At 48.4% G+C, this 17,212-nt stretch carries 15 protein-coding genes; 8 read left to right on the top strand and 7 right to left on the bottom strand.

The features are described from left to right. Nucleotides 1–203: 203 nt before the first annotated feature. A complete protein-coding gene (locus KKZ03_RS21825) occupies nucleotides 204–338 on the bottom strand; it encodes a hypothetical protein (RefSeq protein ID WP_256451974.1) in 135 nt (44 codons plus the stop codon). Nucleotides 339–366: 28 nt separating this feature from the next. Further along, entirely contained in the window at nucleotides 367–996 is a 630-nt protein-coding gene (lexA, locus tag KKZ03_RS14250; RefSeq protein WP_243217482.1) for a transcriptional repressor LexA, read from the bottom strand. Nucleotides 997–1,580: 584 nt separating this feature from the next. Between lexA and KKZ03_RS14245 the strand changes: the two genes are divergently transcribed. From KKZ03_RS14245 to KKZ03_RS14230, 4 genes are all read left to right on the top strand, one after another. Further along, nucleotides 1,581–2,201 (top strand): transglycosylase SLT domain-containing protein, encoded by a 621-nt coding sequence (locus KKZ03_RS14245; protein ID WP_243217481.1) that lies wholly within the window; start codon nucleotides 1,581–1,583, stop codon nucleotides 2,199–2,201. Between the two features lie 13 nt (nucleotides 2,202–2,214). After that, entirely contained in the window at nucleotides 2,215–2,523 is a 309-nt protein-coding gene (locus KKZ03_RS14240; RefSeq protein ID WP_243217480.1) for a flagellar transcriptional regulator FlhD, read from the top strand. Further along, entirely contained in the window at nucleotides 2,520–3,083 is a 564-nt protein-coding gene (locus KKZ03_RS14235; protein WP_243217479.1) for a FlhC family transcriptional regulator, read from the top strand. The genes KKZ03_RS14240 and KKZ03_RS14235 overlap by 4 nt, the downstream gene beginning before the upstream one ends. Before the next feature lie 294 nt (nucleotides 3,084–3,377). Further along, nucleotides 3,378–3,782: a hypothetical protein gene (locus KKZ03_RS14230; protein WP_243217478.1), complete on the top strand. Its 405-nt coding sequence runs from the start codon at nucleotides 3,378–3,380 to the stop codon at nucleotides 3,780–3,782. A 9-nt stretch (nucleotides 3,783–3,791) separates the two neighbouring features. Here the strand turns inward: KKZ03_RS14230 and KKZ03_RS14225 are convergent, their stop codons facing one another. From KKZ03_RS14225 to traF, 3 genes are all read right to left on the bottom strand, one after another. Continuing rightward, entirely contained in the window at nucleotides 3,792–6,989 is a 3,198-nt protein-coding gene (locus KKZ03_RS14225) for a conjugal transfer protein TraG N-terminal domain-containing protein (RefSeq protein WP_243217477.1), read from the bottom strand. A gap of 63 nt (nucleotides 6,990–7,052) precedes the next feature. Next, nucleotides 7,053–8,498, bottom strand: coding sequence for a conjugal transfer protein TraH (locus tag KKZ03_RS14220; RefSeq protein WP_243217476.1), 1,446 nt, complete (start codon nucleotides 8,496–8,498; stop codon nucleotides 7,053–7,055). Beyond that, a complete protein-coding gene (gene traF / locus KKZ03_RS14215; protein WP_243217475.1) occupies nucleotides 8,495–9,472 on the bottom strand; it encodes a conjugal transfer protein TraF in 978 nt (325 codons plus the stop codon). The genes KKZ03_RS14220 and traF overlap by 4 nt, the downstream gene beginning before the upstream one ends. 524 nt (nucleotides 9,473–9,996) lie before the next feature. On the opposite strand from traF, the gene mobI reads away from it, so the two are divergent. Continuing rightward, entirely contained in the window at nucleotides 9,997–10,497 is a 501-nt protein-coding gene (gene mobI, locus KKZ03_RS14210) for a conjugative transfer protein MobI(A/C) (protein ID WP_243217474.1), read from the top strand. A 47-nt stretch (nucleotides 10,498–10,544) separates the two neighbouring features. Beyond that, on the top strand, nucleotides 10,545–11,015 hold the full coding sequence (locus tag KKZ03_RS14205; RefSeq protein ID WP_243217473.1) for a hypothetical protein: 471 nt from the start codon (nucleotides 10,545–10,547) through the stop codon (nucleotides 11,013–11,015). Between the two features lie 530 nt (nucleotides 11,016–11,545). On the opposite strand, the gene trfA is transcribed toward KKZ03_RS14205, so the two are convergent. Further along, nucleotides 11,546–12,448, bottom strand: coding sequence for a plasmid replication initiator TrfA (trfA, locus tag KKZ03_RS14200; RefSeq protein WP_243217472.1), 903 nt, complete (start codon nucleotides 12,446–12,448; stop codon nucleotides 11,546–11,548). 7 nt (nucleotides 12,449–12,455) lie between these two features. Beyond that, nucleotides 12,456–12,698, bottom strand: a complete 243-nt coding sequence (locus KKZ03_RS14195; RefSeq protein WP_243217471.1) for a hypothetical protein — start codon at nucleotides 12,696–12,698, stop codon at nucleotides 12,456–12,458. 227 nt (nucleotides 12,699–12,925) lie between these two features. Between KKZ03_RS14195 and mobH the strand changes: the two genes are divergently transcribed. Further along, a complete protein-coding gene (gene mobH, locus KKZ03_RS14190; protein ID WP_243217470.1) occupies nucleotides 12,926–15,388 on the top strand; it encodes a MobH family relaxase in 2,463 nt (820 codons plus the stop codon). Beyond that, nucleotides 15,385–17,211: a conjugative transfer system coupling protein TraD gene (gene traD, locus KKZ03_RS14185; RefSeq protein ID WP_243217469.1), complete on the top strand. Its 1,827-nt coding sequence runs from the start codon at nucleotides 15,385–15,387 to the stop codon at nucleotides 17,209–17,211. Before mobH ends, traD begins: the two co-directional genes overlap by 4 nt. Nucleotide 17,212: the final 1 nt, after the last annotated feature.

Genomic DNA, 17,212 nt, shown 5'->3' with positions numbered 1-17,212 from the left:
GAGACAAATTGTGTGACGCTACATAAAATTCTCAAAAACTCCATAGTAAATTTTTTAATGTTGTTCGTTCATTTATGGATAGTCACATATTGTTTCAAAGACACCTTGTTTACAATACGGGAAAGAGACAAGGAGGTTATCCGAGAATAAAAAAGTAGCATTCTGTAGTCTCTATCAACTATTGGCATGCGCCAACACCTCTTTCAAATAACTAAAGTATGTTTAATAAAGTGCTTTACTCGTTGCACCAAGTGCTCTACCGGCTTTTTTTTGTAATGCCTCATAATATCGTCAACTTTATTAAAGACCTGATCGTGCATGTGAATTCTTTGTGCCATGGTTCTTCTCCTCGTTATATGAATGTACTTAATGTGACCGGTAACTACGCATTTGCCCGACTAACACACCCTGAATTACAACTTGTTCGGGACGATAAGACAACACTGATATATTGGCATTGGCAGGTAGCAGCAACACTTGCTCGGCAGCCTGCTCAATGTATTTCAGGGTGGCTTCGGCGTTGTCGATCAAGGCGACCACTATCTCCCCGTTACTTGCATAGTCACGTTGCTCTATAACCACCCAGTCGCCATCAAAAATACCGGCCTCAATCATGGAGTCGCCTTTAATCTGCAACACATAGCAGGATTTATCGGTTTTCAGTACATCCGGGACGGTCATGTAGCTGACGGTTGCTAATGCTTCAATCGGCTTACCGGCGGCAATTGAACCGACAAAAGGTAGACCTTGCTCAGTAATAGAATCATCGCTCTGTACTTGAGAGGTCGTCAGGCGAACACCGCCTTGTTTATTCCCGGCAAAAGGTTCTACCAGACCCGCTTTAATCAACGCCATAATGTGCTTGTACAAAGAGCCGCGCGAGGCCATACCAAGCGCAGCGCAGAGCTCATCGAGGCTGGGCGGACGAGAAAAACTGTCGGTGTTGTCACGAAGAAAATTGAAAATCTCTCGTTGTCGCCGGGTTAATACACTCATAGGTGGTGGTATCTCGATCTTCTTTAAGTTTTTTGTCATTTTAGCAAAAATAAACTAAGATGCAATAAAAAAGAGAACAAAAAGAAAACATTAAATATATTCTTTGCCCTTACCGAGTACCTATGCCCATGACTGCTTTTACTGTGCTATTAGCAACACTACAGCTTTGTGTGATGCGTTTCCTCTTATTCAGTGGTAAAGTCGCGACTGGCTTCCCCTCCCCTGCCAATGATTACATCGAGAAAAATCTGGACCTAAAATACCTTGAAGTCACTCGGATTAAACATCCAGTCTCATACCCGCTTTAAAATAAGATTTACCCTCTCGTTTATCAAGTAGCAATTAGACTCCGATGTATTCGCGCATTTTCAACAAATTAATAACGTTGGTATTGAATAGTATCAATTCAATCAAGTTTCCTAAAAAGGATGTAAACGGTCGTTTTTCGAACGTATAGAAATGGTATCAATCCAGTAGACTGACATCATTATCTATAATGCTTGTCTGCCATGTTGAACACTAATTTACAAAACTACTATCAATCGTCGAACCCACACTTTGTTGAAACTTGGCAGATTCGGCGTATGCGACAAACAACCAAAATTGCTACTTCAGCTTTACTCTGTTTGTGCGTTATTATTTTTGGCGAATCATGCTGGGCGCTTGAGAAAAACCATCTACTAAAAAATTCTATTGTTGCAACTACCCAAAAAAGAACAGCGCCTTTCACCAACCATCTTCATAACACACTCTGGTGGCAAATAGCCCACCGTCATCAACTGGATCCTTACATTTTATACGCCGTTGCCCTGGTTGAATCTGCCAAAAGCATTACCAATCACCAGGTAACTCCATGGCCTTGGGCCATCAACAAATCCGGTAAATCGATTATCCCTGCCTCCCAACAGGAAGCACAGACTCTCTTAAATAAAACCCTTGCCGAAGGCAGTCGCAATATTGATGTAGGACTCATGCAAATCAATCTACATTGGCAGGGATATCGAGTCGAAAAGCCCGAGCAATTGCTTAATCCTGTCACCAATCTACAAATTGGTGCTTTAGTATTAGCGGAAGCAATCCAGTCCGCTCCCAACAATCTGGTTTTAGGGATAGGCCGCTATCACAGTTGGCAGAATGTCAGTGCGGCAATCGCTTATGGTCGAAAGGTATTGGCCGTTGCCGATCAAATCCGGGCAGTGCTCTAATTGGGTTAGCGCGATGAATAACAATATCTATAACCTGAATCTGGACTATCTAATCTTGGCCCATGAGTTAATTCAATCCGGTCGTACCCAACAAGCCATGGTTAGCCTGGGCTTAACGCCGGAAGCGGTTAACATTTTGTCTAAAATGCCGGTTGACCAGTTGAAAGCACTGGCACGCAGCGATGTGCTCAATTTTGCCCCCCGATTTCCCGTCAGTTCCTGGCCGACCTTCTTAGGTAACGAACCTGTGGGCAACGAACACTTTGAACAAGGAGCACGTCGCTTGCGGATGTTTTTGGGTAAACCCGGCAGCAAGTCATGATAGATCAAGATTTATCCTATGAAGAGCAACTTCAAAACAAGTGCTTGGCTTATGAACTGCTCAAACGAAAACTAAGAACATCCTATGTCAGTCAACTTATTAACAGCATCAGCTTACCGGAAATTCGCAATATTTATCGTGCCATCCACCACGGTGAAAGTCCAAAGTCGGGATTGCTGCCAGCCATCGATGCCATTCCTCAAGTTAGGGAATCATTCCTGTACCTATCGTTGTTTACATCGCTTTATCGCAGTGCCAGCCAAGTCGATATCAGGACTAAAATGGATGTGCCTGCCATCATTTTTGCCTGGGATTTTTTTTGTCAAACCTTCCCTAACCAGATTCGTGAACGCAGGCCTTATGGCAAAGTGCGCCCTGCGAATTTCAGCGAAGCCTGGGTTATCGCTCAAGCACTTAAAATCGGTTTAGCCGCCCTGCAGTATTGTGAAAGCTGTCATGGCGACACCCTCGTTATCTATAACAGCAAATTTCCGCCAACCTGCCAGATTTGCATGATGGATAATCTGCGCAAAAAAGACAGCGCTCAACGGATAATTTAACAGCAGATATCAATTTTCCAGCAGGACAAACAGGGGCTTGGCAACTCATCAGAATCGAAGTATCATTACTCGATTGAGTTCTGCCAGAGATCAATAATGTCCTCATTTACATCCCATTCAAAGCGCTTCAAATTATCACCCCGGCCTCTGCAAGGTACTCCGGTAAAACCCCTCTATGCCAGCCAGCATGCCACTGTCAATTGCCGCGCCTGCAACAGGACCATGGTGCCTCGGGTAATCAGCTATTATGGTCAGCCGTTGCGATCCATTTGTCCATTCTGTGGAACCACTTTCATGAAGTTTTCCAGTGGGCTTCAACAGTTCATGCAGCGGTTTCACACGCGCACACTGTCGTTTGTAGTGTTCAAGCGACTTGCGATTGTTGCTTTATGCTTTGGTTTAGTATGGTTTGCTAATGTTTGGGTAAAGTTGCCTGATGAGTTGAGTTTTTTAGCGATACTCGGGACCCTCGGTTTTAGCCTAATGGCATTGGCCGAACTGGTTGTACAATGTGTGGAACACATAGCTGTAAGGCTGTCCCACGAAAGCAATTATTATTGGATTTCATTAATAGTGATTGCAGCGTTAATTGCTAACCTACGCGATAACCTTACCCGCTACATTATTCTCTTTTCCTTTGTTATGCTGGTACGCTGGTTTATTGCCGGCTTGGCTCAAGCATTAAATGGTAGCCGCTAATCAAACGGCTTAATAGTTAACCCGTCCGCGTGCCCGGTTAAAGTTACCAATCTGATTAATCAAATCCGGTCTATTTTGTCCTGCCGCACTTCTTAACAGCTTAGCGATATTGTCGCCCTCTGCGTCACCTTCATCAACTAGCAGTCGTTGTCTTGCCTCACCCATGCTGCCACCATAATCGCCTACGACGGCAATTCCGGCAAAGGCTTCAAACATGGCTGCACGGTAATAGGCTTGTTGATTCGGAGTAAGTTTGTCGGCTACCTCGTTCACCCGCTGATCAGACCAGGTTTGCATCGCTTGTATGAATCCCGGATAAGATTGAGATGCAGCATATTTAGCGGCATCCCATTTATCAGCACCTTTCGAAATCGCTTCCTGATAGCCACCCGTAAATTTTTTAACGTATTCGTTCCCGGCCGAACCAACAGCTTCAATATTTTTAGCCGTATTATAAACACTGCCGCCCAGCATGTTGTAGGAAAACTCCGCAGCAGACGGTGTATTGTTGGCAGCCGATGCAATCGCCGCTCTAAAATGTTCGACCTTGATTTCCCCCATCTCGGCAAAGCCCTCGCTCGAATGCTGATCTGTTGCCTTGAGGTTCTGAGCATGATCTGCCTCAATAGCCTTCTCACCCGTCGCCATTCGACCGCGCGTCCTGCTGATCTGGCTTTGCGCTCGAGGCGTAGCACTTTCAGCTTCTTGACGGGGATCAATAAGGTTTGCGTCTTCAACTATCGATTGCACACTTCCGACTTCTGGAGCCTGGGTTTTAAGACTCTCGTTTTTAACAGGATTCCACTTTGAATCCGTTGTTGGCGCGTGAAATGCATCGCCTAATAACTGGTAACCAGATATTTCGGCGCTACGCGACTGCTGGTTATCCAGGGTTCGGTAACTGGGTGAGGAAAAGCCGGTTAACAAAGATATGCCCGCTGCCGCATAGGCCTGATCGCTGTCAGCTATCCAACCGGACGCTTTCCACTGCGAGGCTAGACGCTGTGCATCACCGCGTAGCCCATACTGATCCAGTGTGTGATCCAACCTTTCCATCAAGGCACCGTCACTGGCCAGTTTCAAACCGGTCTCTGCGGCACCAAAGCTGGCTTGGGCGCCAAAGCGCTGTTGTGCCGATAGCGTTTGTTGGTAGATCTCAGATGCGGAAACGACATCGGTGGCGCTGTGTTGTAACGAGGACATCGATTGCTTTTGTAAACCCAATGATGCCACGTTGCGTGTACCGGATTGCGCATCCAAAGCCAGACTTTTCGCCAAGCCCGCCTGATAGCCCTCGCTATCGTTCACGGTTTGCGTAATATCGGCGGAAATCGTATCGGCTTTGTCCTGACCGACTTTAAAGTCATTTTGTAACCGGCCTGAAATGGCGGCACCTAAGCGTTCATTTGACAGCTTGGCACCGGCATTGGCACTACCAGCCACCAGCGCCGAAAAGTGATCAGCCGATAGTCCCGTGTCCGCATGTTTCTTGGCAAAGGCTTCACCGAACTGACGGTTATAGGCGTCGGTATGACTGGTATTGCTGGCGATTTGCTGACCCAATGAACGACTGTCAAAAGCGTCATTGGTAATACTGCTGGATTTGGACGCCGTTGACGACACGCTGTTCATGAAGCTGCTGGTAGCCTGCTCAGACGCATGGTGAGCGGAAGACACCGCTGCGCTCATATCCCTGCCTGCTGTAAAGCTTGGCAGCACTTTGTCGCTGCCGGTCATCGTCACTGCCGACAACGGACTATACTGATGCAGGGGTTGGGCATTCAATACCGGCGCAGGACTGATGACATCCGGGGTGGCAATTTTCTCATTGACATAATCACCGCCGTCCATCCGTCCCAGAAAATGCGTGGCGGTAACTGCGCCACGATAAATCAGCATCAAGGTAATGGCTGGAGTTGACGCGGCCAACATGCCGCCAATGGACAGCCATTGCTGCAATTCCATGTCCATTTGATAAATACCCATCATCGACGGTAGATTGTAGTTGGCTGAAGTCAACGCCGTCATTTTTCCGGCCGCCGACATATTGATGAACAAATTGATCACTGCCAGTATCGGCATCCACAGTTGTATCCATAACAGCATGGAGAAGTAACTGATATTCATGCGTAAGCCCACACTACCGAACAGCACCACGAATGCCATAATCGGCGCAATCGCATAACTCAAACCCTCGATAAACGCCATCATGGGTCGAACAATTTTGGAAAACAAGGTCTGTTCCGCGGCCCACTGGGTATTACGTTGCTGGATGGCTTGTTCTATCATGGACGCTTTGGTCCAGTGCATCGCATCTTCGTGACGACCAATGACGCCCTTTTCAAACATCGGCATGATGGCCGACATCAACAGGTAATCGGCAGCATTAATGACGCCCTGCCCTGCCAAGGCATCAAAGGCGTCCTGGATTTTCGGCACGGTGTCGGCAGCGGAAGGTACTCCCAAAATCTCCTGCAACAGACTTTCCAGTGCAGTGCTGAAAGCGCCATTTGTCACCACTCCCAAATCCGTCCAGGCATCCGTACAGGTAAGGGTTTTTGGCTGGCCACCAACATAGATTGCGGTCATGTAAATGTCGGAGTCAAAGCGAATGGCATTGAGCGGATCGGCATCACGAAGAATCGCATCGACCGATTTTAGATTCAAATCCACGCCGGTCAGAGTACATTCCCGAACATAATTGGCAAAGGAAGTTTCTATGTCGCTGCCGGCATTAGGTGCATTGGCAGCCCCCAAGTCAACGCGGGATAACAGGTTCTTGCGTACCGCCGTTAAGGTTTGCAGACTATCGGCAAAACCATGGCCGGTCATCGACGGCATGGCAAAAGCCTGCTCAAACAAGCGGGTGGTGCGATAGCCCATATTGGACATCACGCTGCCCACCGCCGCCGGCCCCAGGGGAACATGATCGACCGCCACCACACTGCCGGTATAGGCGTCTTCAATCAAAACCTTAACTGACGGCGCATACAACATAAGCCACAATACATACGCCAACAACAGATCCTGATAGCGTATACCACGACCATCCCATTGCATTAACGCCCTCAGCATGATGATAATTACGCCGATCAAGCCGCCCACACTGGCTGCTGTGCGATAATCACCGGTGCCGGAAAGCATGGCTACCGCATTGAGTACCACTTGCAAATAGGCCGAATCGCCCACGGAGAAGATTTCGAACATAGGTTTGTTGCCTCAGGATAGATACTGTCGAATAGCCGTTAGCATTAGGGACGTTATCAACGGTTAAGGCGTTGGCCAAGCCGTGCCAGTAGCCGGCATCTGCGCGACAGTGCCATATTGACGCGGTTTGACGGTATTCATCAGCTGCTGATAAAACGCCATCAGGGTTTGTGGATTGCCGTAACGACCGGCAATAGTGACGTACTCGTCATGAATTTGTTCACGAGCGTCTTGCAGAGACGCCATCAGCAACTTGGCATAGGCATGATCGTTAATCTGCGCTGCCGTCTGCACAGCGCTCAGTAAATCGTTGACGATCAATTGCGCCAGTTCCAGGGCAATCACCGGTGCCGCTTCCTCCGCCCAAAGTTTGGCAATGCCAACATCCTCACGGGCCAGATTATGAATCATGCCGCCAATGGCATCCGGTACGGTTTGCATAAATGCCTGCTCGGTGGCAGTGATTTGTCCTTGATTAGTCGAGAACTTCATAATCAGACCGTTACCATTGGTGGCTGAACCCAGTAAAATCTCCATTACCCGTTGTTTCAAACCGACCAACGTAACGCTCTGAACTACAGGTTTAAGGCATTGGTCAGCACCATGACCGTCCGAGCAACTGTAGAGGTTAACAGTCTGATAACTGTTACCGGCATCATTGCCGTACAGCAAGTCCTTGATACGAAGTATGGGCGGGGGCGCACTCACCGGATTGTTTTCGCCCTTGCCGTCGGCAGCGGCTTGTGGCGCATCAACGATGACCGTACCGGAAATGCTCATAGCCGCTTCCAACAGACTGTTACCGCCAAAACGAAACCAGGCTCCGGCATTTTGATTGATTAATGCTCGCCAAACCAGATTACCCTGGATTTTTTGGATCATGTCATTGGGGGCATTTTGTTTGACCTGCTGTACAGGATCACCCAAGGTGCTGGTATTGGTCCAACTGGAAAACACATCACTGATACCTTGGGTAAACGAGGCATTGGAGAGATTCGTCTTACTTTGTAAGTCAGATGCTTTAACGGTATCGTTAACCATACCTTGGGCCAGTCGGCAGGAGTTGCTGAACATCTGGTTAAGCTCTTGGACTTTCTTTTGCAAATCAGTCATTACTGACGCACACCAGGGACACATCGCCCCCACTGCCAGCTGAAAGGCATAGCCTGATGCATTGGCTGCGACATTACGTAACAATTGCACAAATTGATTGAAATTGATGAAGCTGAAACTACCGGCGAACAAATCAATGCCGCCACACCCGGCACTGAAAGAGGGTGGCACAAACGATACCAAGTTGGTATTGCTAATGCTGTTGCGAGCCACCAGACTGCCACCGGTTATAACGCCTCGGCGCTGCCCCATATGCGCCGTCGGTGCGGTAACGTTGGTTAGGGTGCCAAACATGCCATCCATCTCCTGTTGTAAATCGGCATAAACAGGCACCAAACTCTGAAGTAAAAGTAGCAGAAAAAAAATAACGAAGTGCCTGAGTACAGCTTTAATCATGGGGTACTGCCGACTTGCGCACTGTGTTGAAGCGCCTGAATCAAAGCCAGCGGCTCTTGCGCTGTTGCAGCGCTTATGCTGCCTGTCGTTGGCAATAACAGCGGGGTGGCACGAAGACCTTGGGTGGTTTGATACTGTGCCGCATCGAGCCAACCCGCTTCCTTGGCCGCCAGCAGGATGCGACTGGTGAGTTCTTCCAGTGACAACGCCCCTTGCGAGAGCGGCACAATCTGACGTGGCGGTTTCATCAGGAATAACGCCGGGGTTTGTTCAACGCCCAATAAGGCGGCCTGCCCCTGATCCAGCTTGAAGTTGCCGAACAGGCCATTTGGCATAGCCAAGCCATCCAGTGATACCGCATAGATGTTGAAGTCGTAAGCTTTTTCAAGCATGCTTAAAATCGGTGCCTGCACATGGCAATAAGGGCAATCAGAACGAAAAAAAAATAAAATCCCGGCAACGCCGGCAATATCTTTCAAGACTCGGTCAGCCATTACGCTCGCTTGATGATTGGCTGTATTGGCAGCATAGGTCGCAACCGGACGCCTTACCGTTTCATCCAACTGCGGATCTGACATCACTACATAGCGGGCAGTATTGGTAAAGCGTTCGGCTTTGTCCATCATCACCCGTTGCAGGTAATAAAACGCCGCGACGTTTTCATGACTGGGATCATCAATCGCTTTGTTCAGGTAGGTTTCCATATTTTTACGCAACCATGCAGAAGTAAGCGGTTCCGTAGGAGTTATCGGCTTTGGCGGTGTCTTGGTGATTAGAGGTACACTCGACGCAGGTTTAGGCAGAGAAAATTTGTGTTTAACCACCGGTTCCGGTTGGACTTCGTACCAGAACCAACCACGTTGCTTGTCTGTGAAATACGAAACACCAGGCTCATCGACATCCATACCCCAGGTAGTAACTACCTGAAGCAATAAAGTCATCATGATCAGAAATAAGGCTAAGTTTCGGTTCATAGCGAGATTCTCCCTCATAACTAACTGCGAGTGGTTACAAAAGATGCGCTAAATGGCATTTTTTTGTAACCTGCGTCTGTTTCACGGCCAGCGGTTCGAGTGGTATTGGCGTAAAAAATCGCCTATCACCGATTTTTTGCGAAAGCATAATTGCAGAAGCCAAATAAAATTGCATGGCATTTGTGATTGCTGTGAAGGGCTACATAGCTTAAGTTCACAGTGGAATGGTTAGCTTAAATCCCTATTGATTAGGGATTTAACTATCAAAAAAGCCCACAAAAGCGACAGTTCAATCCCTAATTAGGGATTTTGGAAGATTGACGTTACTTAGGGATTAATCTTTCGAAAACACAGCATTTTGCACCTTAAACTCCTAATACAATAGGGATTTTTGGTGTACAAATCTGATAGACATGAAGGCCGTTTTGGCGCTGTCCTAGCAGCAAAAACACCGTGTTTTGACCACGAAATCACTTAGGGATTCAAGACCTAAATCCCTGAAGTTAAGTATTAGGGATTTTAGTATGAACAATGAACCTGCGAATAAACTGCCATCCACATTAACGGAAGACGATGTATTGACCTGGATTGAAGCTAGAGTAGATCAGCTTCATGTAGAAACCCGAATATTGGTCGACGATTATTGGCGACGCTTGAAAGCGGAACAAAAAAACCATGCTGCTTCTGAAAAAGCCCGGATAGGCGTTCGTGTTCGAAAGCGCGAAGCCTGTCTCTCATTCAGCATTGAGTGGTTTCGGATGGCTATAATTCGAGAGAACGGACGCATCAAACCGATAGCCCGCTATGTCAAAAAAGGGTCAGGTTATCACTACCCCTTGGCTCGTCTCCTGCAAGGCGAACCTGAATGGGAAGCTGATTTGGTAGAAGAATTAGAAACCGAATTTGCCGACATCCGAAAGCAGAATGCTTTGTTAGGGAAAATTCGTGATGCTGTGCAGAGCTATCGCAAAGCCACACAATCCGGCTTTGATTTACCCATCACTAAAATCCTTGATTCAAACTAGACGTTTCAAGCTTACAATACAGATTTTAAACTCGATTTAATCCAACCATGAAAAAATTTCTGCTTTCGCTCTTGGCTATTATCCTGATATTTGAAGAATGGCTCTGGGATTTATTGACAGTCATTGGGCATTCGCTAATCAGATGGCTGAATTTGGAAGCATTCGAACAATGGCTCAGTCAGACGTCACGAACCATGGCACTGGTGACGTTCACCATTCCACTACTGATAGTCATGCCGATTAATCTTGTAGCATTCATATTATTGGCGAATGGTTTGATTATGCAAGGCATTCTGCTGGAATTATTGGCAAAGCTACTCGGTACCTTGTTGGTGGCTAGGGTATTTGCTTTAACCAAGCCTCAACTTATGACCTTTACGTTCCTGCGGGTTGTTTACACCACCATCAACGGTTGGTTGCAATGGGCACATCAAAAAATCACTGATACGTCTATCTATCGCTGGTCGAAGCAATTCAAAGCCGAAGCGAAAATACGATTTTCTGCCTGGTTTAACTAACAAGTCAGTCAGCTCGTATAATTATTGGGCAAGCTAAAAATCTCGTTTCCTGGATTTTTAGCTTGGACAGTGTACGTTAGAGAATGAAAATTCATTAATTGCCGATTTTTAAACTCACCGGCCTACTCAGGTGATTACTCGGTTATACAGCGCCCCCGATCAAAACTGCCACAGTTATCCATATCCACAAAAATACTTTCCCTTTCTTAAGATTAAAAAAAGATTATATATAGATTAGCAGGCTGTTTTTTGGTGCTTTGGAAATTGCTACAAGCCATGACTGAAAAAACCTGCAGCGATTTCAACAAATCGACTTGATGTCGGTCGAATGCCGTGCCATTTGTCAGTCGAATGCCGTGCTTTGTGTCAGTCAAATGCCGTGGAGTGTCAGCCGAATGCCGTTACCTTGTCAGTCGAATGCCGTGTCTCTATCAGCCGAATGCCGTGCCAGCGTCGGTCGAATGCCGTGCCTCAGGGTCAATGACATGCCTAAAAGTGCGTCAGTCGAATGCCGTGCTTTTGGTGGCATTTTATTTGCTGTTCAGATGGCGTCGTTGACTTGGGGTAGGAATTTTTTTGATCTTTACCGTGTCCTCGTCAATCACAAAACTTTCAACAATGCCAATTGCGATCAGCGTTTCCAAGGTTTTGCGTAGCCTGAGTTTGAAGTCCCGAAGGTTTCGGGTAACGCTCCCACTTAGCTTGTGTAGCGTGATGATCTTCAACGGATAAGGCGCGGCATGGGATGACAGAAATCCATGCAGCCACAATGCCAACGGTTGTTTACGCAGTTTTTGCCGCTGCTCAAATTCAATGTACGTGTAGCCATCCTCAAAAAGTCGTAGCATCGATTCAGTGAGTTCAACCACGTAACGCTGAGTGGTCTCGTCTCGGTAATAACGCAGAAAGCCTTTTTCACCAAAACTGTCGCGACCCTGGAAAGTCATTTCCACAAAAGCGCCGCCGAGTCTTGCCATCGATTCCTTCAGCCACTCATGCTGGCTTTTGCCGGTGCCTTTGCTCAATGCAGTCAGCATGGCGTGAGCACTGAAGCAGACATTGTAGCCCGGCAACTGTTGCCTGGACAGATGTACAATTTGCATCCAGACATCAAGATCCGACTGGTTAAGCTGTACACCCAGAAAGCGGACTTCAATACCGTCCACCGACGCCAGTAAGGTGCGCTTTTTGTAGGCGATGCGCTCGTTGCCCTGGATACCGGCAAATAACGCGCTGCGTAAACAGGCATTGGGTGTGCCTCGCATCGGCGCCGGCCAGTTAGGTGTGGCGGTCACCGGTTTGACAAGGTGTAGCTGTGCTTTTTTACGCTGGACCATGCTTTGGAAGCGCTCGGTAAGTCCGTCCAGGCTGTCCTGAGCAGAATTTTTACCGTTGGCGGTTACTGGTTTTTCTGAAGACTCCGAGTTTTTCATAACCACCTCACTTCAACACGCTGTCGGGCTTGCAGTCAGGTTTAGACACCGCTCGTGGAACCGGCTTGAGCCTAATGTCAGTCGAACGTGACGCTGAAGGGAGACTCGACGGTTTGTTGTCAACTTGTCGAATCACATGCTCAATCGACGATCCACGTAATGCGGAGCCGCCCAGTCTACCGCCTTGCCAGGCGCTATCCAGCCGCCAAGGCTTTTCAGGTTGTGTTGAGGGCAAAATTGATTCAATCACGGCTTCACTCACCGTAGCCGATGGTGCAATATGGGTGCAGCCCGTGTTCAACACGGCACTGATGAGGAGGGTGTAGTACGGTAATGTGGATTTCATGGTGACTCTCCAGAGTGAAATAGAAAATCACCACACTAAAAGTAACAAAGCACTGTGATAGTACAAAAAATTGCATGTTTGACAATTTTTTTTAAGACCCATATCAACTATTTTTGCCACCCTATACCGCTATGGGAAAAATCATTACTGCTTTTATCAACCGCTACGGAAAAAGCCTGTTCGGTGACCGACCCTCGTTACTACCCGAGCAGTCGCCAGCACCCGACGAGGAGATTCCGCGTTACCCGCCATTCATGAAGGGGCTTCCGGCTGCGCCAGTGGATCGCATCCTGGACACTCAAATCGACCTGATCAACGCCATTGAACACGCACTGTCCTTGCCTGATGACCTCTACCAAACCATCGCGGTACCAGTCATTGCGCGTTACGCGGCTTTCAGCCATCTGTTACCCGCCTCGGAGTCGCATCATCATCGCGGTGCCGGCGGGCTTTTTCGGCATGGTCTGGAGGTGGCGCACTGGGCCACACAAGCCGCGCAAGGCTGTTTGTTTGCCACTCAAGCTACGCCCCGCGAACGCAAGGAGCAAGAACTCCGGTGGCGTCTCGCGGTCTGTTTTGCCGGTTTGCTGCATGACATCGGCAAACCGGTTTCCGATATGGCGGTCGTTGATCGACACGGTGAATATACCTGGAATCCCTGCGATGAAAACCTGACCGATTGGGCAGCCCAAAACGGTATCGACCGTTACTTTTTACGCTGGCGGGAAAACCGTCACAAGCGTCATGAACAGTTCTCCGCCTTGGTGATCGAACGCGTACTCACACGGGCCTCAAGAACGTACCTCTTGGCTCCCGGCCCCGACATCATGCAGGCGATGCTGGAAACCATCCATGGTCTGGATCGTGGTGCCAAATTGTATGAACTGGTGATGACGGCGGATTGCAAAAGCGTGGAGCGCGATCTGAAAGCACACTCCCACACTGTCGATTCGGCCATGGGCATGCCGGTTGAAAAATACCTGTTCGATGCCATGCGACGCTTGATCAAGTCCGGTCACTGGCTGGCCAACGAAAAAGGCGCACGCCTCTGGCGGTTCAAGGAAGGCCTGCATATCGTCTGGCGCAGCGGTGCCCGGGACATCGTGGACACCTTGATCAAAGACAAAGTCCCTGGCATTCCGCGTGACGAAGACACCTTGGCCGATATTCTGATCGAGCGCGGCCTGGCAATTCCCAAAATATTGCCGGATGGCCGGCATTATCGTTATTGGCGCATGCAACCTCAGAGTCTGGAAGTGACCTTGTACATGCTGCGTTTGGCCTCTGCCGAATTGATTTTCACTAATGAACCACCAGTCGTAGTAGAAGGAATCGAAGTTGATGAAGCATCCGAAGAAACCGTTAACGCTGAGTCAGGACAAAACAGTACACAACAGGTGTTGCAACCGGATGTACAGATTGAGAAGCCTGGCAGCACCCCGGAATGTGCGACTTCGTCTGATCAACAACCCACTCAAACCTACCAGGAGCAATCAAATAATGACCTAAGTGGAGATACGCCGTTACCCCTGTTGATCATGACCCAATCAACAAGCGACGATACTGACAATTCCCAACAAATAGTAAAACCCACCGCAGTCGCCGACACCGCTAAAAAAACCGAATGGACAAACAATCCATCCAAGCCTGATGACATAAGCGAACAAGTCATCGTTCATCAGTCCGAGGCCGACCGCATCGACAGCGCCCGAAATTGGCTGTATACCCATGATCTGGCTGGAATATGGCTCATTCAACTAGCCGCTGAAATCAACGCACAGCGTTTACAATTGGGTGTCGATCTGTTGGAAACCCAGGACAAGTGGTTATTGCCGTATCCGAGCTGCGCTCAAAAACTTAATGTTGAACCCAATCTCTTCATCAAAACTCTGGATGAGAAAGGCTGGCTGGTGACAGATATTCTCTCGCCGATGCGCAAAGTACAGGTAATCAATCAGGTGCGGGGACTGCTATTGGCCACAGTGCCCAGTGGTTTTTTGAAGGAATTACTTGATGTTTTAACCTTGCCGGTAATCACGGCAACATCCAATCAGCCTTCAGAAATCATTAATCAAGCCCCCACAAAGAACAAGAAAACAAAACTGTCATCGGTCAAGAGTGCAAAGTCTGAAAAAAGCCATGACCAACAACAATCTTTAATTACAGACCAACCAAAACCCGCAGAAACACAGCTATCCAAATCCACATCGTTAAAATCAACGCCAATCAAACCCGAAGTGTTCTCCCAACCCAAACCTCAATCTGTAACAGAGCCAGCCATTACGCAAAAACCTGAAAAACAAAAAAAACTTGTGGAAGCTGTAATGAAAACAGCCGCTGCCCTGCACTCAAACCACAACACTCTAGTGGGTAGTCCGGCAGTCATGGCCTTGATCAGTCATCTGCAAAAAACCAGACCGGTTTCAGAGCCAGCCACGCCAGATAGAGCTTGGTATAATGTAGAAGAGTCCGAGATAGCCCAATGTCTGCAACAGCATCCCGGACTCAAGCGTAGCGCCTTGTTGCGTGAAATGGCCAATCACCCGGATTGTCAAATTGATGAAGGCGGCATCAAAGTCAGGATAAGTCCATGAAATCTGATTACGATTATCAATTCCCCTGGCGACCCATCTTCGAAATCACCGCTATTGCCGGCTGGCTGGGCGATGCCGTCTTCGTCTATCTGACCTATCATTGGTCAGGCTTGCCGCGTGAACCTTTCGACTGGCTAATGAGTACCTGCGGAGTAATGGCATTGTGGCGACTGCCGCCTGCGCTGAATCTCTGGTACCGGAAAAGACATCTTCGACAATTCAAGTTTCAATATCTGGAGGCCGACCAACTCAAACAGTTTGTGAAACGCCATCCGGAGGAGTTATGGTTTGGTTGGGGCTTTGATTGGGTGCAAAAACATGCCCAACTGGCTTACGAAATTCTCAAACGCGATATCTCTACGCTGATTTTAACAAATCATCAACGCATGGGCTCAGCCTGGATACATGGGCTGGAAATCTCGGAAAGCGCTGTCCGTCAACCGATACAACATACCGCCGGTCATACTCTGATCGTCGGCACCACCGGTGCAGGTAAGACTCGGGCGTTTGATTTGCTGGTAACACAAGCCGTGCTGCGCGGTGAAGCGGTGATCATTATAGACCCCAAAGGCGACAAGGATTTAATGGCATCGGCCAAACGGGCCTGTCTCTTGGCGGAGCGTCCTGAACGGTTTGTCTATTTTCATCCAGCATTTCCGGAAGATAGTGTACGTTTGGATCCTTTACATAATTTCAATCGGCCTTCGGAAATCGCCAGCCGTATTACCGCCATTTCACCAGGCGAAACCACCACTGATCCTTTTAAGGCCTTTGGACAGAAATCACTGGATAATGTAATTCAAGGATTGATGGTAATTGAAGAGCGTCCAACTTTAGCCAAATTGCGTCGCTACCTGGAAGGTGGTCCATCAACCTTGGTGATTCAGGCCTTAGAACGTTATTACGACAACATCTTGGGTGATTGGCGATGCGATGCCAGACCCTATTTGAAAACAGCCAAAGACATCGACTCCAAGGCCGCCGGCTTGGTGCGCTTTTATCGCGATGTGGTGCAACAGCAAGCTGCCAATCTTGATCTGGAGGGCTTATTATCCCTGTTCGAACATGATCGTACCCATTTCAGCAAGATGGTCGCGTCCTTGATTCCGATCATGAATATGCTGACGTCAGGCCCATTAGGGCCTTTGCTATCGCCCAACCCCAATGATGTCGATGATCGTCGCCCCATCACCAATACGGGGCATATCATCGAAAAAGCCCAAGTCGCATATATCGGTCTGGATTCGCTATCGGATGGACTGGTCGGCAGTGCCATCGGTTCAATACTACTGGCCGATCTCGCTGCCGTTGCCGGTGATAGGTATAACTACGGAGTCTCGGACAGACCGGTGAATGTATTTGTCGATGAAGCCGCTGAAGTGATTAACGATCCCTTTATCCAGGTATTGAACAAAGGTCGCGGCGCTAAAATACGGCTGTTTATTGCCACCCAAACCTTTGCCGACTTTTCGGCACGCACGGGTTCCCAAGATAAGGCTCGGCAAGTGCTCGGTAACGTCAACAACCTGATTGCCCTGCGCATCATGGATAGCGAAACCCAGCAGTACATTACCGACAATCTGCCCAAAACCCGGCTGAAATATATCATGCGCACCCAAGGCGTCGCCACCAGCGCTACCCATCCTGGCATTTTTTCCGGCAATGTTGGTGAGCGCCTGATGGAAGAAGAAGGTGATTTGTTTGCGCCGCAGTTACTGGGGCAACTGCCGGATCTGCATTACATCGCCAAATTATCAGGAGGACGAATCGTCAAAGGGCGACTACCAATCCTACGTTCATCACACGATACCACTAATGAATGAC

Origin of the sequence: Methylobacter sp. S3L5C, assembly GCF_022788635.1 — a bacterium.
Classification (GTDB): domain Bacteria; phylum Pseudomonadota; class Gammaproteobacteria; order Methylococcales; family Methylomonadaceae; genus Methylobacter_C.
This window is presented reverse-complemented; position numbering and strand designations above follow the sequence as displayed.